Below are 20,847 nucleotides of genomic sequence, written 5' to 3'. Positions count from 1 at the left end.
TCAGTTGACGCGTCCGAGCGCGGAGGCAAATAGTCGATGCGCCGTGGCGAGAAAAACGTCGGCACGCTCGAACGCGACCGAATGTGAGCAGTCTGAAAGCAGTGTGAGGTCTGCATGCGGCAGCCTGGCGGCGATCTGTACCGAACTGGATGGGGGAAAGGCAACGTCCTCGCGACCATGCAAGAGCGCGACGGGACATTGAATGCGCGCGAGCGTCGCGTCATCCAACACTGCTGCGCGGATATATTGCGACGGCTCTCCGGCGAACATGCTATTGAAGTATTCAGCATAGCCCGGCCCGAATATGACAGGCTCGCGGGCCGCAAGGTACGCGCCGTCGATGACCGAGGCGTCGTAGATCAAGCCCCGAAGCGCGAGGACAAGTTCCTCTCTATTGGCCGGGCAGCGCCAACAACGGCGCGTCGCGTCGGTTGCTTCGAACGGCGCGCCCATCGTGCCCGTTGTTAGCACGGCGGCGATGCGTGACGACGCTGCTGCAAGGTTCAACGCAATGGCGCCGGAAAGTGAGTGGCCAATTACTCCCACTCTCTCGCCTGGAACCCGCTCAAGGAGCGCTTCAGCCTGACGCAGCCATAAGCCAAAGTCGAAGTAAGGGATAGCTTGCTTTCGTGCACTCTTGCCGAATCCAATTAGGTCCATCGCATAGACGTCGAAGCGAGCAGCAAGCGCAGGCAACACGGCACGCCAGTTGCCGATGCTCGAAGCGCCAGGGCCCGACCCGTGGATCATTATCAACGGCGAGCCCCCGCCCGCGCGATAGACCGTAACCGGCATACCTTCGAACTCGAACTGCTCTTCGCGCATTTCAATTGTCGGCATCTTCGGGGCCCCGTAGGTAGATCGCCGAAACAATTCTACGTGCCAGAATCCATTTTTCAAAATTAAATCCATCTTATATTTTTTGATGGATCACTGGCATCGGAATAGTTTTATCGGGCGATGTCGTGCTATCCTCGCAAAGACTCTTCTCTTGGCTGCAGGGCATGCGAAACACAAACGATGGCCGGACGTTAAATGCGGCGATGTTCGATCAGTTGCGCGAGGAAATATTGACAGGCAAGCTGCTGCCAGGGCAGCGGATCAAGGTATCGCTGCTGGCGCAAACGCACGGCGTCAGCTTGAATGTGGTACGCGAGGCGTTGAATCGCCTTGCTGGCGAACAATGGGTCGAAATCGAGCCGCAGCAGGGCTTTCGCGTTCGCGCGCTCACGGCGGACGACCTGATTGACCTCGTGCGCCAACGAGCCATCTTCGAGGGAATCGCGCTACGTCAGTCCATCGCACGCGGCGACGTGGAGTGGCAATCGAGGGTCGTTGCAGCTCACCATCGGCTCAGCCGCACGCCTGTGGCTCTCGACTCGCAGCCAGAACGCGTGAATCCAGAATGGCTCGCACGCCACGAGGAATTCAATATCGTCATGATGGAGGCTTGCGGCAGCCCGCGCCTCGTGCAGATCGTGCGCCAACTGGCAGAGGCCAGCGCAATGTATCACCGCGCTTTGTTGCCGGCTGTCAGCGCTGAGGGCGAGTTGGAAAGCGAGCACACTGCCTTGCTCGACGCCATATTAGGGGGGGATGCGGACCTGGCAGTACGCGTGTTGACATCACATCTCGAGCAAACGCGCGATCTCATGCTTCCGATGCTAGCGAAATCACTTGCCCCGACGGACGTCTCCACGGAGTCCGACCACGAACAGCCACTAAATCTAAAGCGCCGCCGGGGACGTCCGCCGGGTTCAAAGAAAGCGCAAACCGCCTTGGCAAAATAAGCTCAAAGCAGGCGGTCAATCACACAAAGCTACGACAGCGGGTTCGGCATTCACGATTGCCCATCAAACTCGTCGTTGCTCTCAAGGCAATGCATCCAGGGAAACCGGCGCTTTGTCCAAATCTGGCGTACCGGTCTTCCTAGTTCGTATCGTTCGGCTAAGGCGCCGATGCGCAACGAGTAGGTTGTCGGATTCTCGGCCGCGCACGAATAAACCGGACCGCCGCATTGCTCGCAGAACGCGTGAATTCGCCTTGCGCCGCTCGTGCCCGTCTTCACATATTGCCGAGGACTTCCTCTGACGAGCAGGAAACGGTCGGCCGGCGCAGGAACGTTAGCGCGAAAGACCGTCCCCGAAAGCATTTGACAATCTTCGCAATGACATATCGAAACGGTCCCGGGTTCGACATCCGCTTCGTATTGGATTTCGCCACAATGGCAACGACCGTGGACCTTCATTCTCCGCTCCTGTGCCACTCCGTTCACGACGATGCGAACCGTAAGCAAGCCTTTTAAACCGGACCACCGGCGCTAATCCACGTTCGACGTCTGGCGGCTGCTCGTCCTTGCGCTCGACATCACGCATGGACGGCAGACTGAGAAGAACGCCTGGGCCGAATTCACAGATTGTCGACAGAGTGCGCGCTTCGTCCGGCCCTACCCTCGCTTTCTCAGAAACGATGCACAATCCCGATACCGGCGGCAAACTGACTTCGCGATGACGACGGTGTTGCATTGAATCCGTCACCGACTGTCGCAGTGGCACCGATGATCTGAGATTTCCCCGGTGTTCCGAGCGTCTGGCCACCTGCGCGTTGATATGCCTCCAACGCATACAACCCGGTGCGCTTCGAAAGACTGTAATACTGGGACAAATTGTACTGCTGGTAGCTCGCCGAGCTGGTAATTCCGTTTGCTCGCGTCGCGCGAGTGTAGCTGTATCCGGCCCCCAGATCGATCGAGGCGATAGGCCTCCAGTGAAGCGCAATTCCCCCAGTGTTGAAGATGGCAGTGTCCGTGAAAGCCGAACGCAAGCCTGGGATGTACTGCACGTTCGAGTATGCCAGCGACACGTCCCACTTCTCGTTGAACCTGTAAATGCCGTCGACTGCAAAGCGTTGCTGCGCTTGTGCTGTTTGGTAACCGTTGGTCACCGCAGACACACCTAGCTCCGCGCCATTGTTCGACATCGTCGAATCCGCGCCCCATGGCCCGCCGCCGGGAGTCGAGTTATTCGTCCTTTGGAACCCTGCGGCCACGCCCATCGGTCCCAGTTCGTATTGCAGCGCTCCCGCCCACGTTGAACCGCTATTGAAGCTCCCCGGTACGCCACCGAGAGAATACGAACCGTATGCCGTGAGGCCATAAAACGTCGGCGACTGATATTCTACTGTGTTGTTCGCACGATACACCGTATCAAGGCCGTCCAGGTCTCCTGGATGCGCTCCGAAGTACCCCGTCAAAACGTTCGTTGGACTGTACTTCGATAGCGCCTGGTAATAAGCAGCATATTGACGTCCGAGCGTCAGCGCGCCGTACGCCGGATGTGTCAACCCAACGTATGCGGACCGTCCGAACATCGCATTGGTGTACTGTTGCGAACCATTCGTGCTGTTAAAAGCCCCCTCAAGACGAAACACAGTCTTGAGGCCGGCACCGAGATCCTCCGTTCCGAGAAATCCAAACTTGCTCGCGTTCCAAACCCCCTGAGACATTTTAACTACCGATTTTCCACCGCTTGTCGACCCAAGCGACGTTTGGCTACTAACGTACGCGAACCCGGTATCGATGCTGCCGTACAGTGTCACGCTGCTTTGAGCGAACGCCGATACTGCAAAAGCACTTCCCGCTCCGATCACAATTCCTTTAAACACAAACTGCGGTTTCATTTTTTGTCTCCTTAAGTGACGTTTTTATTCGAGTCGCTCACAGAACGCCACGGACTCCAACTTTCGAGCAGCGGCGTTCCGAACGTGACCCGCCTTCTAGCAACCCCGTGCGCCGATGAAATTTCGACGGGTGCAATTCGCAGTCCTAAATCCATAATTGCGCGTGACTGTTTGACTCGTCCGCGTTTGTCAAGCCACGCCGACGGGTGAGGACTTACCCGGTCCTGGGCTTGTCCTGCTGTGTTACTGCGTCAGTCAGAGTGTGAGCAACGCCGGCGCGCGATCCAATCTAACGACGATCCCTTCAAGCTCCTTGTTCGGTGCTGGATACATTTTCATGACCAGTGGATCGTGCCCCGGGATCACATGATCCATTGAACCGTTCGCCAACTGGAGGATGGTCCGGTAGCCTTCCATCATCTCGTCGACTCGATATACCGAGGGAAACGGTGCTCTTTCTTGTATATTGAAGTAGAGGTGCGATGAATCCGAGGCGAGGACAACCCAACCTCTCTCGGTCCAGACGCGCACGACCTGAGATCCGCCAGTATGTCCGCCTGTTCGATGGACGGTCAGTCCACTCGTAATCTCGAAGGTCTGATCTGCAAACTCAACGCGGTTCGCATAAACGCATTTGACGAGATGAAGGACGTCTTCCACGTCGTATCCCCGCTTGAGAAGACGGGAACACATGCAACGACCCGTTGCGTACGCAAGCTCCGTGTCCTGCAAATAAAACTTCGCTTTCGGGAAGCGGTCCACCATTCCCGCGTGGTCGTAGTGAAGATGTGTGAGGATGACATCCTCGATCTTTGCGGGGTCCAAATCTAACAATCTGATTGCCTCGCTTGGAACCCGAAGCAGACCGTCACCGCGACGTTTCGCGGTCTCCTCGCTCATCCCCGTGTCGATCAGGAAAACACGATCCGCTCGTTTCGCGACCCAGATGTAGAAATCAAGGTCCGAATGTTCCTCATGAAGGTCGCCGCCGATTACGTTTTGGCTAGCTTTCCTTGACCCGTTGTGCCCATAACGGATCGCAAATAGTTCGAATGGTTCCATTGCCGTCCTTCAAGGTGTTTTCTGGTTCTCGTGGCACGCCGCCTTCAGGCGTTCTCTACCCGGCCACAGGTCACGAGTCCGCGCCTTCCCGATGCTGCCCATCGTAGAGAGCGTTGGCGCCGGCGACGAATGTTTCAACTCCGAGCAATGCAGCAAGCTGGAGCACCTCGAGAATCTCCTCACGGGTCGCGCCGCACGAAATTGCGTTCCGCATGTGGATTCGCAAGCCTGGCGCGTAGGTATGTGTCACTGAGCAATCGATGCCGATACAGATCAGCTCCCGCTCCTTTCGCGTCAACGAACCTCGCTGCCAGGACTCAATGCCGAGCTTGGTCAATGCTTTGAAGTATTGCGGAATGAGCCGCGCCAGCGGTTCGCGCTCTGAATTCCAGAAACCTCGAACTTCAAGGAAATTCTCTTTGATCTTGTCGAATTCGGGATCGACCGGCGGGAGACTCGCGGGCTCCCTCCCAGCTGCCTTCAGCTCCTCTTCAAGAATGGGTACCGAAAAATACAGAGCGTGGTTCGCGAGGCCGATAATCGAAACCAGTACGTCGAGAATGTCGTGATCCGTCGCTCCGGCCTGCTTGGCCCGTTCAACGTGTCGCACCGTCGCATCCTGATTAAGAGCTGTAGCCGATGCATGCATCGCAAGGAGTATCAGTTCCTTCATGCGAGGGGTGAGATGTGAGCTTTCGAACGGCGCACGCCAGAATTCGGACACGACCTCGAATGAACTTGGCCACGCGGTCTTCAGCTCCTCCACGACGTGTGCTTTGGCAAAAAGTTGTCGCAGGTCACCGAAATCCTGCTGCGTGTTGTCCTGAACCATAGCTGCCTTCTCAAAGTGTGATGTTCATGAAGTGGTGGTAAGCGCTTGTCGCGACGGACATACTGCTCCGCAGGCGCAACTCAAGATCTAGCGACCGGATACGGAAGCCGTCGAATCTAGCCCGAGACGCATCGCCGGCCGTTCTTGACTCGGCGGGAAGATCCGCCACGTGCCGTCTTGGTGACGAAAGAAAAACATCGCAACCGGCCCTGCCGCATTGGAGGTCTCGACGCGTACATAACATTCCCGTGTGGATCGCCTGTTTCTGAACCGAGTGACGCGTACCTGGTCATCGTGCGCTGGACCAAGCCAATGCTCGATCATATGGCGCAACGATTTATCAGCACTTGCCATCGACTTTTTCCTTCAATACGACTGTGTAACAGTTGGCCGGCGCGGTTACGCCGACCGTTGCCCCACCATAATTCCGAGACCATTGGCCATCTGCAGAGAGTTCAATAGACACTGCTGACTCGGGACGCTGATAGGTCAAGTTGCGATTTTTGCGATTGCGCTTGCGTCATTCAGCATTTCGATCTGCCAGCAAGCGGCTGCGAGCTCACGTGCGCGTGCAAGCCCGATCACGGGTTGCACCTGGTCTACAAACTTCGCCTCAAGCTGTTCATCCGTCATCGGATGCTCAACGCTTCCTACGTTATGCTCGACGACCCTCTCCACGATTGTGCCGCTCTTCAAATGGATTTGAAGTCGCGCGGACTGGTTTGGCAAATCATCGTGACCGGACACTTCTACAACCGAACGTAGTCGCCGTATTGCCGCGTCGCTCACCGCAGCAGCCGCCCCCTCGGCAATTCCGGCCCTACCCCGAACCGCCGCAGCCGCTGCCCAATGTTGGATACTGAACTTCGCCTCCAGATCATCTTTGGGGTCTGCCCGGGATGTTAGTGCCGCGGCGCCAGTGCTCACGGAAAGAGAGATTCGCTCAATATCCTCAACGACAAAGTTACGGTCAGACCTTGCGAGGAGGACTGCATCGATCGAGGGGTGAATCACGATGCCGCACGGATACGGTTTGTATGTGTTTTGAGATATTTCAAATACGTCACCGATGCCTGCGGTTATCGCCTGCAAATGGGCCTTATCGGCGAACGTACTTGCGAATCCAAAACGTCCCTCGATTGCTTCGTCGGGACCGGTGAAGCCTCTTTCTGCGAGGATTGCGGCGCGGATTCCAGTCTGAGCGGCGTGGCCGAAGATCAGCGCGGCGGACATGCTGCCATGACAAATACGCGTCCCGCTGGCTTCCGAGATGGCAATCCCAAGCGCCCACGACATCTGTTCACGATTCAAATGGAGCAGTTTCCCGGCCGCCAGCGCTGCGCCCGCTCCGCACGCGATGCCCGTCTGTGACCACGCGATCGAGCCGTTCGCGGGAGGGGTCGTAACGCAGGCCGTCAAACGACAGGCGGCCTCGATCCCAACCGCGAAGGCAGCCAGAAAGTCCGCGCCAGAAACCGGGGTCCGCTCGGAAACCGCAAGGATGGCGGCCAGCACCGGCCCACTGGGATGCAGCAGTGCGTCTGAATACGTATCGAAGAACGAATACGCTGCACCCGCCGTCGCGTTCAGCAGCGATGCGTGTAGTGCATCGCACCTCGCGCTTCGCCCAAGGACAGTAGCTTGCGGCGGCCCAAAGAACTCCACCAGCGATTTATGCGCAATATCGACGACGGGAAGGCGAGACCCTCCGACGCAGCATCCGACCGCGTCCACGAGCGCCCGCGTACATTCGTGTGAAACAGACGCAGGCAGTGAGCCTGCGTCGAGTTCCATCGCGAACTTGACAAGGGATGATGTGATGCCCTGACCCGAATGCTCGTTCACTGTCTAACCCACCTGCGCTCTTTGCGAAGAATCGTTATCAAGTTATGCATGGCATGCATACAATGCACTTAGTCTGATAGATCGCGTCCGCGTGTCTCTGGAAGCAGCCTCACAGCAATCAACGCGATGAGGCATAGCGTCATGAAATATGCTGTGAATGCCCATGGAGAGACATATTCTGTCGCCCAAGCCCGCAGATAGGGGGCGGTTCCTCCGAACAAGACACCGCCTAAAGACGACGGGATGCTCATAACCTGCGCACGCACCCGGTTCGGAATCAGCTCGTTAATGAAGGCAAGCTCGCAGGACGCTGTAGCAGCCCACACCAACAACCCGATCGTCATGGGCAACGCTATTTGAAGCAGCGACGGTCCCAGCATGAGTTGCAACGGGTAGGCCAGAAGAAGCATTCCTCCCAGGGCTACGGAATAGTTGAACCTTCTGCCCATCTTGTCCGAAATCTTCGCCCAGGCCGGCAGTGCGCACATGAAAACTGCTTGGGCAATCAAGGCCGCCCAATAGGCGTCACGAGGATTCGCTTTCACCATTGTTATAGCGTATTGGCTGAAGCTGACCGACAGTGTGTATGCTCCTGTGGCGGCTGCAGGCCAGATGGCGAAGAGGATCAAGATGATTTTCCGGTATTCCCAGATGTTTCTCCAGTATCCCCGATCCTCTGCGACGGCCTGCTTTTTCGCCTTCTCGTATGTCCCGGATTCCTCCATCCCACGTCGAAGAAGGATGATGAAGAGGCCGTAAAGTGCGCCAATAGCGAATGGGATCCGCCATCCCCACGAATGCATATCTGCGTCGCTGATCAGCGAGGTAAGAATTGCACCGAAGAGCGTGCCCTGCATAACACCGAGGTTCAGTCCGATGGGGTACGCACAGCTATGAAAGGCTCGTTTTGCGGGGTCTGCGATTTCGGCCGTATAAACAAACGCCGAAATGCTTTCCATGCCGTGTGCGAGGCCCTGTAGCAACCGCGCAAGAACAAGTATGACCACCGCAGCCAGCCCGATCTGACCATAGGTTGGGGTTATCGCCAAAGCGAGACTGCCGACAGCAGCAAAGGTGAGAGCAAGGATCATCACCGGCTTACGGCCTACCCGGTCCGCAACCCGGCCGGCGATCATCGCTCCGATTGGGCGCATTGCGAATCCCAGTGCGAACACGAGCAAGGTGTTAAGGACCGAAACGACTGGATTCCCGGTAACAAAAAACTGGTTCGAAAAAAACGGGGCAAAGGCCGCGAATACAACGTAGTCGTAATACTCGAAAGAAACGCCGACCACTGCGCGGATCAGCATCTTTCTTCGTTTCTGCGCCGTCATAGTGACTTGCGACGGGCTACTCGCGTCAAAAGGAATGTCAAGTGCCACTTTATGTCTCCTCATCCTCTAATTTCCTGCATATCGGGAACCCCATGCCTGCGAGATTCGCCGTTCGTTCAGAAGCGTCCACTAGCTTCCGTCACGAGGTGCTGAAAAGCCCGACGACATAGCAAGTGTCCCACCGTCGATGCTGAGGGCCACGCCGTTGATTGCACTCGCTTCCGACGATGCGAGGAAAAGAATCGAGTGGGCAACGTCTTCCGGATAAGCGCCTTTGCCCAACGGAATGCGTAACTCCCTTTGCCTCATCATTTCCGGATTCTGTGTCGCGACATACTTCGCCAGCTCCGTGTAGGTCAGACCTGGACAAACGGCATTTATGCGAATACCGAACTGTCCCCAGTCCACGGCCAGCGCCTTGGTCAGCCCAACCACCCCATGCTTTGCGGAGACGTAGGCGGCACACCTGGGGATTCCGGCGAGACTTGCGCCCGACCCGACGTTCACGATAACCCCTTTTTTTTCGGGGATCATGGAAGCAACCGCGACCCTTTGTGACCAGAAGAACGTGCCTCCGAGGCAAACGTCAAGCTCCCGTCGCCAGACCTCCTCGGGAAGTGCCTCGGGGGCATGATAAGAAGTGGTCGCGGCATTGTTCACCAGCACGTCGATCCGCCCGTAACGCTCCATGATCTGATCGACATTCAATCGCACCTGGGAAGCATCACTCACGTCACCTACAACGCCAAACGCGTGCGCTCCTCCCTCCGAGATCTTGGCCACCGCCTCGTCGACAGCACGCCGGTCCAAATCACAAACTACGACTTGAGCCCCTTCGTTCGCCGCCATCTGTGCGACCACGAATCCGATCCCACGCGCAGCACCCGTAACGACTACCACCTGGTCTTTGAACCGCTCACGCTCACTCATATGCACTTGGCCTGTCTTCAAGAAAGTGTTGGTCGGCGCTGGAGGTCACGTCCCCTTTCCATCGCACAATCAGCCTGACGGTCTATGGCGCGCTGATGCCGCGAAATAGCGTCCACCGGCTCCCTTGCGTCTAAATATGCCGGAATATGAGACTTCTTTAGTATCAGTGTTTGCCCTAACCGTACTGCGCCGATGTGGTCGGCGAGGTGGCACGGCGCGATGGGCCGCTTCTAGGCGGCCCGCCTTGTACCTTGGAACTTGCGCGCATCGGATGACGAAGGGACGCCTAGTGCAGCGCGGAATTAATCGGACGCTTTTGCTCACCGCCGAACAGCGGATCAACAAGCTTTCAAACATGGAAGTTGACTTTAATCCCGTTACACGAGATTATTTTCACGTACACACGCGCAGGACGGCGCGGTGGTTCACACTTTCAAACTTACGAAGAGCACGCAGCCACTATGAACACGCAGGTCATCAGGCCCAATCTGCACGTGTACGCAGGTACTGCCGGCCATTCCGCATGGTTTTCCGAAGACGGCGGTGAAACTTGGGTTCATCCGAACAGCCACTCGGGGATGTATCTCGAGGCGCGAGTATGGACATTCGCAACTCACCCGTCGACGCCCACACGATTGTTCGCCGGGACTGATATGGGAGTGTTCCGTTGGGATGAAGAGAGCGCCCGGTGGACGCACCTACCCTCGCCTATGACTGACGTCTGGGCGCTCGCGCAACACCCACAGGATCCGAATCTATTGATTGGGGGCTCGAGGCCGGCGGCTCTTTTCCGGTCGCGCGATGCTGGCATAACGTGGGAAAAGCTGAACGTGGAAGGAGTTGATCAGTTTTCCACAGTCAATATGGGGCCCACGCGCGTCACCCAGATCCTTTTTGACCCGGTCGATCCGCTCATTGTCTGGGCCACGGTCGAGATCGGCGGTATCTTCCGCAGCGGTGACGGGGGAGACACTTGGGAATCCTGCTGCAACGGATTGGTTTCGCGTGATGTTCACGGGATCCTTGCGATCCGCGACGGAAGCGGTAACCCGGTCGTCTTTGCGACAACCAACATGGGCTTTCATCGCAGTGACGACCAAGGCGCAAGCTGGAAACTGCAGCAACTCGACGCGCCATGGCAGTACACCCGATCCGTTGTGCAACACCCGACTGAACCTTCGATGATTTTCGTTACGACCGGGAACGGGCCGCCGGGCAACGACGGCCGTCTGCTCCGCAGCCGTGACTACGGTCGCACTTTTGAGACTTCTCCCCTTCCGCTTCCGCTCAACAGCACAGTTTGGTGCCTTGTAGCAGATGCAAGCTGGCCCGATGTGCTGTTCGCCTGCACAAATCTCGGGCGAGTTTACAGGAGCGATGACAGAGGGGATTCCTGGAAGAAACTAGATCACGAGTTCGGCGAACTGCGTGCGCTCACATGGCGATGCTTACCGGCCGGCATTCGGAAGTCGGACCATTCTATTACGCGCCGCACTGTGCGTGCCGAGGAAACAACGCAAGATCAAAAGGAACTTTCAAAATGACTCGACGAATCATTATCACCTGTGCGGTGACTGGCGGCGACGACGTAGCAAACCGCTATCCGAACGTGCCTGTCACGCCGGAACAAATCGCCAACGCGGCGGTTGATGCCTGCAAGGCCGGGGCAGCTATCGCGCACATTCACGTTCGCGACCCAGAGACCGGGAAGCCGGCGATGCAGACGAAGCTATATCGCGAGGTTGTAGAGCGCATTCGTGATAGCGGAAGTCCTGTGATCGTTAATCTGACGACCGGACCGGGAGCTCGTTTTGTCCCGAGTGACACTGAGGCCAACACCGCAGCCGCCGGGTCCAATCTCAGGCCGCCCGAAGAACGTGTCGCGCATATCCTCGAACTACGACCTGATATCTGCAGCCTGGATATGGGGACGTTAAATTTCGGACGCGGTGCACTCATCAATGTGCCTGCCCATATCGAAGCGATCGCAGCCGTCATTCGCGAGTCTGGGGTAAAGCCCGAGCTGGAACTCTTTGACACGGGCCACCTGGCGCTTGCAAACAACTTTATTGAGCGTGGACTGGTGGATCCGTCTCCGCTCTTCCAGATCGTGCTGGGCGTACCATGGGGCGCACCGGCAACGACTGAGACGTTGGCCGCATTCAAGAGCATGCTGCCGCATCAAGCGAACTGGGCCGCATTCGGCATTGGGAGGACGGAATTCCCGATGGTCGCGCAATCCGCGCTGTTGGGCGGTCATGTACGCGTCGGCATCGAAGACAACCTCTACATCTCGAAGGGCGTGCTGGCCAAAGACAACGCCCAACTCGTAGATCGCGCGACGGAGCTCCTTGGGCTTATGGGATTCGAAATCGCCAGCCCGGAACAGGCTCGCGAGATGCTTGGTTTGCGTCGCGGGGCCTAACTTATGTCGCTCCGAATTGCTTGCCTGCAGTTGAATCCCGGAGATGACATTCAGAAAAATGTTGAAGCGGCGCTCGCTCTGGCCCGCGAAGCGTGCGACAACGGCGCTCAGCTACTTCTGCTCCCGGAGTTCTCTTTCGTTTTACACGCCAGCGGTCGGGTCATGAGAGAAACGGCGGTGGATGAGCCAGGTCACCCGGGACTTGCAGCTTTCCGCAAATTGTCAATGCACGAGGCGTGTGGACGCTCATCGGTTCTGCCACAGTGAAAACGAGCGATGAACGGATCGCGAATCGCGCATATCTGATTGACAGCGTCGGCGAAATTGTTGCGTCTTACGACAAGATTCACATGTTCGACGCAACATTGCCTTCAGGAAGAACCATTCGCGAATCCGCCATGTACCGCCCTGGCGAACAGGCAGTAATCGCACATACTCCCTTCGCTACCATCGGCATCACCATTTGCTACGACTTGCGATTCCCTCAGTTGTATCGCTCACTCGCGCACTCAGGCGCCGACCTGATCGTCGTGCCGTCCGCATTCACACACGCAACGGGGAAGATGCACTGGCACACGCTGTTGCGCGCAAGAGCAATCGAGAACGGCTGCTTCATCGCCGCGCCAGCGACTTGCGGCATGCACCCTGGCGGCCACCAGACCTTTGGTCATAGTCTTGTCGTTGACCCTTCCGGAACAGTCATCGCTGACGGGGGAGATGAGCCAACTGTGTGTTACGGGGATATAGACCTCGAAGAGGTAAAGCGAGTCCGGGAAAGGATGCCCACTTTGAGTCACGACCGTCCCTTTACCGCTGCACATAGCAAACAGCACATTGAGGATTAGAGATGCAACGATTCGAACCCTTGACGCCCGATGCGATGACGCCCGAACAGAGCGCCGTCGCAGAGCAGCTTTCCTCGGGTCCTCGCGGCGGCGTGCGAGGTCCGTTTTTAGTGCTACTTCACCATCCCGAGCTTGCACGCGTTGTGCAGGCGCTCGGAGAGCACTTGCGGTTTGGCACGGACTTCCCTGATTCACTGATTGAGATCGGCGTTCTGGTCACCGCTCGACACTGGACTTGCCAGTATGAATGGGTCGCACATTCAGCGCTCGCAAAAAAGGCTGGGGTCAGCGAGGCAATCATCAGCGCGATAGCTGAAGATCGCGTTCCACAGTTCGATTCCGCCGACGAGGCATTAGTCCATCGATTCTGCGTCGAAACGAATACGCTGGGGCAACCGTCTGACGAGGCCTACGAACAAGCCAGAAAGCTTTTTGGTGCGCGCGGCGTGCTCGACTTGTTGTCGCTCTGCGGATACTACTCAATGCTAGCAATGGTGCTCAACACTGCCCGACTCCCACTGCCCGCGGGCCAAAGCGACCCTCTCGCTCCGCGCGCTACGTAGCGCGCATTTGTCAGCCGCCGCCGTAGTCATCGCGGCGGTTCGACGTCCAGCGACTAACTTACCGCCTCTGCTTCCGGCAGGCGACCCGTTGCTAGCGCTACTTCCCATTTCAGGCCGCCGTGTCATAATGCGAGATATTTTCACATCGCGAGACGCTCTCATGGAACAGCCAGAGGCGGAGAAGAAAGCAAGCGTTCAGCAATCGCGGCCCCAGCGCGCCGGTCGCGTCAATGCTGCAGCCGCTGCCCTGCCATCTTCCTCCGACGGTGCGGGCAGCCTAGTGCGCCTGCTCCAGATTTTTGACCTCTTTACCCCTGCCGCGCCATCGTGGTCGACGGACGCCATTATCCGCGCGGTCGGGATGTCCCGGTCGACCGCCTACCGTTACATCAAGGCGTTGGCCGATGTCGGGTTGCTCGCTCCGGTCGCTGACGGCCACTACATCCTTGGTCCCCGCATCGTCGAGCTCGATCTGCAGATCCGGCAATGCGACCCGCTTTACAATGCAGCCGGCCCAGCCATGAAGCAGTTAGCAACGTCGAGTGGCCATTCAGCCCTCCTGTGTGCCTTGTATAGCGGGTCTGTCGTATGTATTCGCGACGAGCTCACGCCTGACAGCCCCCCGCATCTCTTTGCGCGCGGACAAACGAGACCTCTTTTTCAAGGAGCAGCTTCCAAGATCATCCTCGCATATCTTAGACCGCATCAATTGCGTGGACTGTACGGGAAACATGCGAAAACAATTGCAACATCGGGCTTGGGAGCGGACTGGACAGCCTTCCGAGCGAAGCTCGCTGAGATTAGGCGCGCGGGCGTGATTACCAGCGTCGGAGAATTCAATCCAGGAGTCATCGGTATTTCTGCTCCGATCTTCAACGGCTCGAAACAGATACTTGGAAGTATCGGGGTAGCGGGCGATCGATCCAAATTCGACCGGGCAGAGCTCGACCGCGTTACTGAACTTGTCGAAACGGCCGCGTCCCTTGTCACCGAACGTATCAGCGTCGTAAGTAGTGGGACTGACAGACCAGCTCGGGCGATCGGCTAACAACGCCCAGCCGTGCCGAGGCCGTTGTTGAGACGGATCCCCGTCCTGCGGCCAAGTGCGCATACGTGCGTTTCTTCGCAGCCAGGAGCGCAAGCGCAACTATGCTCTAGCGGGCGGCACAGAACGCCGTTATCGCAAGCTGTAGGGCGCTTGGCCTTCTTGGTCGCCGCTTGCCCAAATGTGTCACCCGCGTTCTCCGGGCAAAATCATTGCACGCCCCCTACTATCGCGAGCCTTGGCCGAGCGCCACAGCAATCAGATTCGACTGGCTCATCTCGGAGCCAGGAAACACACCGGCGCGCCTAATGCGCCCGAGAAGCCAAGATGGCTCGTGTACGCCGCGCCACGTCATGGGCTCGTGCTTTAAGCGAGTCACCGGCATGCGCGACTGCCGGCGCTTCGACAGCGACCGGAATTTCCGACGGCAAAACATCTAGCATTTGCGCTAGCGGGAGTGCGCCTTCGCCGGGATAAAGGCGTCCGAATCTGGCCTCTTTCTGCACGTCCTGCGGTGCTTCAGCGGGCGCATCACAAATCTGGAAGCAGGACAACAATGATTTGTCGATTGCCCCCAGCGATTCTGGCGTGCCGCCCGAGCGTTGGAGATGGAGCGCGTCCACACAGATGCCCAAGTTCGGGTGATCCACCAGATTTACAAGCCGAACGGCTTCCTCCAGTGTCCCGACCCCACGAAAGATCATGAACTCGATTGTAGGCTTTATACCGTACCGAGATGCGAGTTCGCACAGCTCCCGCAGTTTGCGGGCGGTCGGCCCCTCGTCTTCTGGCTTGTAATCTCCGCGTAGCGGTGCCGTAACCGCAAAAGTCCTCGCTCCGACCCCCGCTGCAAATTCCAGACTCGGCTGCAACCCTGCGATATCGGTGTTTGGAGAAATTCGCACGACTTCGACATCCAGAACTTGCAACCCCGACGTTGATAAACGCTGTTGGATGGCCTTCTGAAGCCCCCGATCCGCCAGCACGTCTACATCTGTCGGCATCACCGGAAACAACCTTAATCCGACAGCATCGAAACCCGCATCGAGCGCAACGTCAATCAGTTCTAGAGGAGAACAAGGCAGCAGCGTAAGCGGACTCAGCGAAAGCATTGGTCAGATCCTTGGAACGCGATTATTCAGTCAAACTAGGCGAATGTTCGAAACTGCGGAACGTTTCGTCCGGTAGTGCCGACACAGCAGATGCTTTTACAAGATCCGCGGCCTTTTCCCCAATCATTATGGTTGGCGCATTGGTGTTTCCGGACGTGACCACTGGCATGATCGACGCATCCACGACTCTCAATCGTTCCACGCCACGGACCCGCAGTTGGTTGTCGACTACCGCCATCGGGTCGCTGCCCATCTTGCAAGTGCCCGCAGGGTGAAAGACCGATCCTCCCTGGCTTCTCACGTAGTCGCTCAAGTCGTCATCGGTGGCGATTGCGCTACCAGGGGCGATCTCTCCGCGCACCTTCGACGACAATGGATGCGTCGCGAGAATGCGTCGAAAAGCCTTGATGCCTTCAACGGTCGCATCGACGTCCTCTGATTCAGCAAGGTAGTTCGGTTGCACGAGCGGCGGGACCAGGGGATCAGCGGACTCTAGCCCAATGTATCCCCGTGACGCCGGACGGACCCGATAAACGGACCCGCTGATGGCATCGTACGAATCGACCTCGACTCGTCCCGTTGGATCTGTAGTAAATGTCATTGGCCGAAAGCTGATCTCAATATCAGCGTATTCCACAGAAGGCCGACTTTTGAGGAAGGCGGCGGCAGACGACGTTCCCAGTGCGAGGTATCCACCTTTCGTGAGCAAATAGCCGGCACCCTGCAGGTACTTCCGCCATCCACGAAGATCCCGATTGTATGAGCTTTCCCTCACGGTTTCGGCTTGAACCCGGACCATATAGTGATCCTGGAGATTCTCTCCAACACCAGGCAAATGGACCACAGCGGAAATCCCTTTCTGACGGAGCTTCTCCCCGTCACCTACCCCCGACAGCATAAGAAGATGAGGCGATCTTACGGCTCCGGCTGAAAGGATAATTTCGCGGCGCGCAAACACTCGACGTACGTGAGCGTTTTGAGCCAATTCAACCCCAACCGCAGCGCGATCTTTGAACAAGATCTTTGAAACCTGCGCGCCAACCTCGACCCTCAAATTCGAACGATGTCGGACCGGCTTTATGAAGGCGTAATAGCTTGACTCACGCTCCCCGTTCCTTATCGTAAATTGAACGGGCCCGGCGCCTTCCAGATCGCCGGCGGCTAGGTCGTCGCGTCTCGTGAGCCCGCATGCCTGCGACGCTTCAATGAAGTCATCAACTGTCGGATGCAGGATCGCCGGGTTACTTACGGAGAGGGGGCCATCTGCTCCATGAATCTGGCTACCTCCTCGTTCATTAGATTCGCTGCGCTTGAAGTACGGGAGAACGTCGTCCCATCCCCAACCGCTATTTCCCAATTGAGCCCAGTGGTCGAAGTCGCGACGATCGCCGCGAATATAGACCATCCCGTTTATGGCGCTACTCCCGCCTAACGCTTTGCCCGCTGGAAAATACAACTTGCGATCGCCAAGAGCAGGAACCGGCTCAGTGACATAGTTCCAGTTGTACCTCTCGGACTTGTGAAATCGTGCGACGCCGGCAGGCGTTCGGTTCCAGAAGCCATCCGATGCTCCGCCCGCCTCCAGCAGTAATACGCTGACGTTCGGACCATCGCTCAAACGACGAGCCATGACGCACCCGGCCGAACCAGCACCGACTACGACATAATCGTAAATTTCCACCCGAGTCTCCTTGCCGACGTCTCTTTATAGTGCGTATGAAACCCACTTCAATCATCGTGGGGAGCAGTCGTCAGCGGTGGTGTCCGCAACCGAAACTGCTCGGCTCACCCTTACCCAGTTCCCGCCGAGGTTACAACCGCACGATCACCGGCTTAGTCTGCGTGAATGCGTCAATCGACTCAGGGCCCATCTCTCTGCCGAGCCCCGATTGCTTGTATCCGCCTGTCGACATGATCTGATCCACTTCGCCATATGTGTTGATCCAGACCCTCCCGGCTTGCAGCCTTCTCGCCACTTTATGGGCCCGGCTCACGTCTCGAGTCCATACCGCAGCGGCCAGGCCGTACTGAGAGTCGTTGCTTTGGAACACCGCATCGTCCTCATCCTTGAATGGAATAATCGACAACACTGGTCCAAAGATTTCTTCCTGCGCGATCTTCATCGAATTGGCGACACCGCTGAACACCGTGGGAGCTAGAAAGTAGCCGCAATCTCCGACCCGCGAGCCCGCGAGGCTCAGTTTGGCGCCTTGCTCGTTTCCAGCATCCACGTAGGAAAGCACACGATCCATCTGCTTGGCCGAAATCAGAGGGCCAAGCTCAGTACCTGCTTCGAACGGGGAGCCGACCTTGTAGCCAGACGCGATCTTTGCTACCTTCTCGGCGACCTCCTCGTGCAGAGATTCATGGACGAAAAGTCTGGTGCCGGCCGAGCAGATCTGACCAGAGTTTCGGGTGAAGGAGCTCGCGGCCGCAGCCACGGCGGCGTCGATATCCGCGTCTTGGAAAATGATGTTCGGCGACTTACCGCCGAGCTCAAGCGTCAGCTTCTTCATATTTCCCGCCGACGCAGCGAGGATCTGCTGACCAACTGCGGTCGAGCCGGTGAACGAAATCTTGTCAATGCCCTTGTGATCCGCCATCGCAGCGCCCGCGGTAGCGCCGTACCCGGTCACAACGTTGACCACCCCGGGCGGTAATCCTGCTTCCTGGATAAGCTCGCCCAGTCGTAGCGTCGTCAACGGAGTCAGCTCCGCGGGCTTGATCACGACGGTGTTACCGCATGCCAAGGCCGGTGCGATCTTCGTTGCTGCCTGGTTAAGGGGAGCGTTCCAGGGATTGATGAGACCGCAAACGCCCAGCGGCTCCCGGATCACGTATATCAGACGGCTGGGATCGGACGGCATCGTCGAACCCGTGATCTTGGTCGGCCATCCAGCGTAATAGCGGAACGTCTGCGACGAGTAGCTTACCCATCGTTTGGTCACCGGCAGAGGTGCGCCATTGTCGAGGGTTTCAAGAACGGCGAGCTCATCTGCATGTTGATCAATTACATCCGCGATTTTCAAGAGCGCTTGAGTCCGGACGTGCGGTGACATGTTCGCCCATGCAGGTGCCTCGAATGCCTTTCGGGCAGCCGCCACTGCGGCGTCTACGTCCGACGAAGCGCCTTCCGCAACTTCCACAAGAACTTGTTCCGTCGCCGGATTGATGGTCTGAAACGTCTTGCCGGAAACGGCACCAACCGACTTGCCGTCGATCAGCAGAAGCTTCGGCCCGGACTTGAGCCACTCGAGGGCCGCCTTATACCCGGGAACTTCCGACAAGTTACTTGAAGCTGTCGACACTTTTCACCTCCTCCGATTTCTGCACTAATGCTGAAAGAATAGATTTACTGACCACACCTGACCGCAAGCGCAGGGTTCACAGAATCCCTAGCCGGGCGTTCACGAGAAAATGTCTGCGACAAGGGGCGTATGCGACGATGGAGAATCCACGCACTGGCTGCGAACCCGCCACATACTCCGTGCGCCTCCGCAATCGCGAAACCAAAAACGGTTCACAGGTGACGCGCTGTTTCCTTACCAGCCGATCTTTAAAAGCGTGCCTCCCTCGACGGGCAAGGAAACACCGGTAATGAACTGCGCCTCGTCGGAAGCGAGAAAGAGCGCAGCGTTCGCAATATCCCAGCCGGTGCCGCCCTGCTTGCGCAAAGGCACCTTGCTGTTCCGCTCAGCGATAATCTCTTCACGGGATCTGCCGCTCACACGCATCCGCGTATCGACCGACATTGACGTCTGCATGAGACCGGGAAGAATACAGTTCGCACGGATGCCGAATTCAGCGTTGTGCATCGCGAACAGCTGCATGAAGGCGATCATTCCCGCCTTGCTGGTTCGATACGCGACCAGCGGAGTCAGTGTTTCGATGGCAGACATGGATGACACCAACGTCACCGCTCCAGAGCGCTGTTCGCGCATGATTGGCGCGACGAATTTGCTTGCCATGATGGCGCCGCGAAGATTGATGGCGTTGACCCGATCGAAAATTTCGTCGGTCATGTCGTCGAGAGTCTGTGCCCCGCCCATGATGCTAACGCCGACGTTGTAGTGGAGGATGTCAATCCGTCCCCACCGCGACATCGCTGCGTCGATCGCCGCGCGCAGATTTTCGCTGTTGCTGACGTCTGCCTGGAACGTGAAAGCATCGATGCCTTCTTGACCCACCATGTCCAAGCTCTCGCGCGCCGACTCTTCGTTCAGATCCACCGCGAGAATCGATGCACCTTCTTGAGCAAATCGGATTGTGGTCGCGCGACCGTTCCCCATCTCTTCACCAGGGCTCTGTCCTGCACCGATGATCACCGCAACTTTCCCTTTCAACCGATCCATCGCGTCGCCTCACTTCCTCGTGTTGTTTGAAGAAAATATACGGCTGCGTCCATCCCCCTGTCAATCTAAATTCTCGCAAAGCGGGATTTCTTTACGTTTTGTGCGGTGCAGCAAAACTGATATGCGGCGCGCCGGCGGGACTTCCGCAAGCCAAGCGGACTCAGTCGATGCCTCCGGTCTCAGGCAGTTGCAACCGATCCCTGCAGAGCCCTGTTTTCGCGTGCGCGAACTGTTGCTGACTTGCGAGCCGTGAATGGTGGACCATCGCCCGTAAGAAGCCGCCTGGTTTAGATGTCGCGAGCCGAGGGGCGACGACTGGTTGGCAGGTCGCGGTAATGGTCGAACTTGGCATCGTTGCGTAGTGCAGCGCCGGGCTCTCGAAATCGACGCAGTTGACGCAGCTCCTGTCACCTGTCCGCAAATACCCGCGAACAGGCGGCGCAATGGCTTTCCTTCAGCACCTTGACGGCAATGAAAGTGAGTATGGCGCCGGCTTCTGACAGGATGACGCTGACAGCGACTGGACCTGCGATACCAACCGCGTCGTATGCGATATCTATTACGCGGAGGTCTGCCTGTCGCGAAGCGGCATCGCGCGGGATAGCGCATAGGCAGGCAACCAGAGGGCGACTCAGTCGCGTTACTCACGGCCAACGAAACGTGGTATTCGGAACTCTTCCGCAGATACTGAGCGACGTTTGTGATGCGGCGATCGTCATATCAAGTGTAAGCGGTCCATCTTCGACGTCTGGCAGTGAGCGACAGTAGCGAGGAGCATAGGTGTCCACCTATCTTGAGGTGGACACCTATGACTGGCATGGACT

At 57.5% G+C, this 20,847-nt stretch carries 19 protein-coding genes; 7 read left to right on the top strand and 12 right to left on the bottom strand.

Going from position 1 to position 20,847, the window contains the following annotated elements; genetic code table 11:
• The gene (locus tag QCE49_RS32885; RefSeq protein ID WP_250460555.1) at positions 1-840 is read right to left on the bottom strand and encodes an alpha/beta fold hydrolase; all 840 of its coding nucleotides are present in this window, start codon (positions 838-840) and stop codon (positions 1-3) included.
• 164 nt (positions 841-1,004) lie between these two features.
• Here QCE49_RS32885 and QCE49_RS32880 point away from each other — a divergent pair, with 164 nt between their 5' ends.
• Positions 1,005-1,790: a GntR family transcriptional regulator gene (locus QCE49_RS32880; RefSeq protein ID WP_250460556.1), complete on the top strand. Its 786-nt coding sequence runs from the start codon at positions 1,005-1,007 to the stop codon at positions 1,788-1,790.
• A gap of 50 nt (positions 1,791-1,840) precedes the next feature.
• On the opposite strand, the gene QCE49_RS32875 is transcribed toward QCE49_RS32880, so the two are convergent.
• The 7 genes from QCE49_RS32875 to QCE49_RS32845 all read right to left on the bottom strand — a co-directional run bounded on the left by QCE49_RS32875 (position 1,841) and on the right by QCE49_RS32845 (position 9,681).
• On the bottom strand, positions 1,841-2,248 hold the full coding sequence (locus QCE49_RS32875) for a GFA family protein (RefSeq protein ID WP_284508453.1): 408 nt from the start codon (positions 2,246-2,248) through the stop codon (positions 1,841-1,843).
• A gap of 212 nt (positions 2,249-2,460) precedes the next feature.
• Positions 2,461-3,678, bottom strand: a complete 1,218-nt coding sequence (locus tag QCE49_RS32870; protein ID WP_250460558.1) for a porin — start codon at positions 3,676-3,678, stop codon at positions 2,461-2,463.
• Positions 3,679-3,933: 255 nt separating this feature from the next.
• A complete protein-coding gene (locus QCE49_RS32865) occupies positions 3,934-4,740 on the bottom strand; it encodes an N-acyl homoserine lactonase family protein (protein ID WP_250460560.1) in 807 nt (268 codons plus the stop codon).
• Positions 4,741-4,810: 70 nt separating this feature from the next.
• Complete coding sequence (locus tag QCE49_RS32860) at positions 4,811-5,572, bottom strand: carboxymuconolactone decarboxylase family protein (protein WP_250460562.1); 762 nt, start codon at positions 5,570-5,572, stop codon at positions 4,811-4,813.
• 489 nt (positions 5,573-6,061) lie between these two features.
• Complete coding sequence (locus QCE49_RS32855) at positions 6,062-7,417, bottom strand: MmgE/PrpD family protein (protein ID WP_250460564.1); 1,356 nt, start codon at positions 7,415-7,417, stop codon at positions 6,062-6,064.
• Between the two features lie 68 nt (positions 7,418-7,485).
• A complete protein-coding gene (locus tag QCE49_RS32850; RefSeq protein WP_250460566.1) occupies positions 7,486-8,799 on the bottom strand; it encodes an MFS transporter in 1,314 nt (437 codons plus the stop codon).
• Between the two features lie 81 nt (positions 8,800-8,880).
• Positions 8,881-9,681 carry an SDR family NAD(P)-dependent oxidoreductase gene (locus QCE49_RS32845; protein ID WP_250460568.1) on the bottom strand — a complete coding sequence of 267 codons (801 nt, stop codon included), beginning with the start codon at positions 9,679-9,681 and terminating at the stop codon, positions 8,881-8,883.
• A gap of 461 nt (positions 9,682-10,142) precedes the next feature.
• On the opposite strand from QCE49_RS32845, the gene QCE49_RS32840 reads away from it, so the two are divergent.
• From QCE49_RS32840 to QCE49_RS32820, 6 genes are all read left to right on the top strand, one after another.
• On the top strand, positions 10,143-11,225 hold the full coding sequence (locus tag QCE49_RS32840) for a hypothetical protein (protein ID WP_250460570.1): 1,083 nt from the start codon (positions 10,143-10,145) through the stop codon (positions 11,223-11,225).
• On the top strand, positions 11,222-12,106 hold the full coding sequence (locus QCE49_RS32835) for a 3-keto-5-aminohexanoate cleavage protein (RefSeq protein ID WP_250460572.1): 885 nt from the start codon (positions 11,222-11,224) through the stop codon (positions 12,104-12,106). Before QCE49_RS32840 ends, QCE49_RS32835 begins: the two co-directional genes overlap by 4 nt.
• A gap of 3 nt (positions 12,107-12,109) precedes the next feature.
• Positions 12,110-12,373: a nitrilase-related carbon-nitrogen hydrolase gene (locus QCE49_RS34665; protein WP_409017630.1), complete on the top strand. Its 264-nt coding sequence runs from the start codon at positions 12,110-12,112 to the stop codon at positions 12,371-12,373.
• Positions 12,325-12,951: a nitrilase-related carbon-nitrogen hydrolase gene (locus QCE49_RS32830; protein WP_309806847.1), complete on the top strand. Its 627-nt coding sequence runs from the start codon at positions 12,325-12,327 to the stop codon at positions 12,949-12,951. Before QCE49_RS34665 ends, QCE49_RS32830 begins: the two co-directional genes overlap by 49 nt.
• A gap of 2 nt (positions 12,952-12,953) precedes the next feature.
• A complete protein-coding gene (locus QCE49_RS32825; RefSeq protein ID WP_250460577.1) occupies positions 12,954-13,514 on the top strand; it encodes a carboxymuconolactone decarboxylase family protein in 561 nt (186 codons plus the stop codon).
• A gap of 160 nt (positions 13,515-13,674) precedes the next feature.
• A complete protein-coding gene (locus QCE49_RS32820) occupies positions 13,675-14,562 on the top strand; it encodes an IclR family transcriptional regulator (RefSeq protein WP_250460579.1) in 888 nt (295 codons plus the stop codon).
• A 302-nt stretch (positions 14,563-14,864) separates the two neighbouring features.
• Here the strand turns inward: QCE49_RS32820 and QCE49_RS32815 are convergent, their stop codons facing one another.
• The 4 genes from QCE49_RS32815 to QCE49_RS32800 all read right to left on the bottom strand — a co-directional run bounded on the left by QCE49_RS32815 (position 14,865) and on the right by QCE49_RS32800 (position 20,023).
• Positions 14,865-15,671, bottom strand: a complete 807-nt coding sequence (locus QCE49_RS32815; RefSeq protein ID WP_250460581.1) for a sugar phosphate isomerase/epimerase — start codon at positions 15,669-15,671, stop codon at positions 14,865-14,867.
• Between the two features lie 22 nt (positions 15,672-15,693).
• Positions 15,694-17,352, bottom strand: a complete 1,659-nt coding sequence (locus tag QCE49_RS32810) for a GMC family oxidoreductase (protein ID WP_250460583.1) — start codon at positions 17,350-17,352, stop codon at positions 15,694-15,696.
• A gap of 130 nt (positions 17,353-17,482) precedes the next feature.
• Positions 17,483-18,979 (bottom strand): aldehyde dehydrogenase family protein, encoded by a 1,497-nt coding sequence (locus QCE49_RS32805; protein ID WP_250460585.1) that lies wholly within the window; start codon positions 18,977-18,979, stop codon positions 17,483-17,485.
• A gap of 234 nt (positions 18,980-19,213) precedes the next feature.
• Entirely contained in the window at positions 19,214-20,023 is an 810-nt protein-coding gene (locus QCE49_RS32800; protein WP_250460588.1) for an SDR family NAD(P)-dependent oxidoreductase, read from the bottom strand.
• Between the last annotated feature and the right edge of the window lie 824 nt (positions 20,024-20,847).

Origin of the sequence: Caballeronia sp. LZ008, from assembly GCF_031451435.1 — a bacterium.
In the GTDB taxonomy this organism is placed as follows: domain Bacteria; phylum Pseudomonadota; class Gammaproteobacteria; order Burkholderiales; family Burkholderiaceae; genus Caballeronia; species Caballeronia zhejiangensis.
Note: the sequence above shows the minus strand (reverse complement) of the source record. Positions and strands in the feature narration are given on the sequence as shown.

What these genes read in the sequence shown, in the direction of transcription:
- QCE49_RS34665 (WP_409017630.1), top strand. Translation starts at nt 12,110, where the DNA reads ATGTCGCTCCGAATTGCTTGCCTGCAGTTGAATCCCGGAGATGACATT.
- QCE49_RS32875 (WP_284508453.1), bottom strand. Translation starts at nt 2,248, where the DNA reads ATGAAGGTCCACGGTCGTTGCCATTGTGGCGAAATCCAATACGAAGCG.
- QCE49_RS32885 (WP_250460555.1), bottom strand. Translation starts at nt 840, where the DNA reads ATGCCGACAATTGAAATGCGCGAAGAGCAGTTCGAGTTCGAAGGTATG.
- QCE49_RS32835 (WP_250460572.1), top strand. Translation starts at nt 11,222, where the DNA reads ATGACTCGACGAATCATTATCACCTGTGCGGTGACTGGCGGCGACGAC.
- QCE49_RS32880 (WP_250460556.1), top strand. Translation starts at nt 1,005, where the DNA reads ATGCGAAACACAAACGATGGCCGGACGTTAAATGCGGCGATGTTCGAT.
- QCE49_RS32840 (WP_250460570.1), top strand. Translation starts at nt 10,143, where the DNA reads ATGAACACGCAGGTCATCAGGCCCAATCTGCACGTGTACGCAGGTACT.
- QCE49_RS32860 (WP_250460562.1), bottom strand. Translation starts at nt 5,572, where the DNA reads ATGGTTCAGGACAACACGCAGCAGGATTTCGGTGACCTGCGACAACTT.
- QCE49_RS32865 (WP_250460560.1), bottom strand. Translation starts at nt 4,740, where the DNA reads ATGGAACCATTCGAACTATTTGCGATCCGTTATGGGCACAACGGGTCA.
- QCE49_RS32815 (WP_250460581.1), bottom strand. Translation starts at nt 15,671, where the DNA reads ATGCTTTCGCTGAGTCCGCTTACGCTGCTGCCTTGTTCTCCTCTAGAA.
- QCE49_RS32800 (WP_250460588.1), bottom strand. Translation starts at nt 20,023, where the DNA reads ATGGATCGGTTGAAAGGGAAAGTTGCGGTGATCATCGGTGCAGGACAG.
- QCE49_RS32845 (WP_250460568.1), bottom strand. Translation starts at nt 9,681, where the DNA reads ATGAGTGAGCGTGAGCGGTTCAAAGACCAGGTGGTAGTCGTTACGGGT.
- QCE49_RS32820 (WP_250460579.1), top strand. Translation starts at nt 13,675, where the DNA reads ATGGAACAGCCAGAGGCGGAGAAGAAAGCAAGCGTTCAGCAATCGCGG.
- QCE49_RS32870 (WP_250460558.1), bottom strand. Translation starts at nt 3,678, where the DNA reads ATGAAACCGCAGTTTGTGTTTAAAGGAATTGTGATCGGAGCGGGAAGT.
- QCE49_RS32825 (WP_250460577.1), top strand. Translation starts at nt 12,954, where the DNA reads ATGCAACGATTCGAACCCTTGACGCCCGATGCGATGACGCCCGAACAG.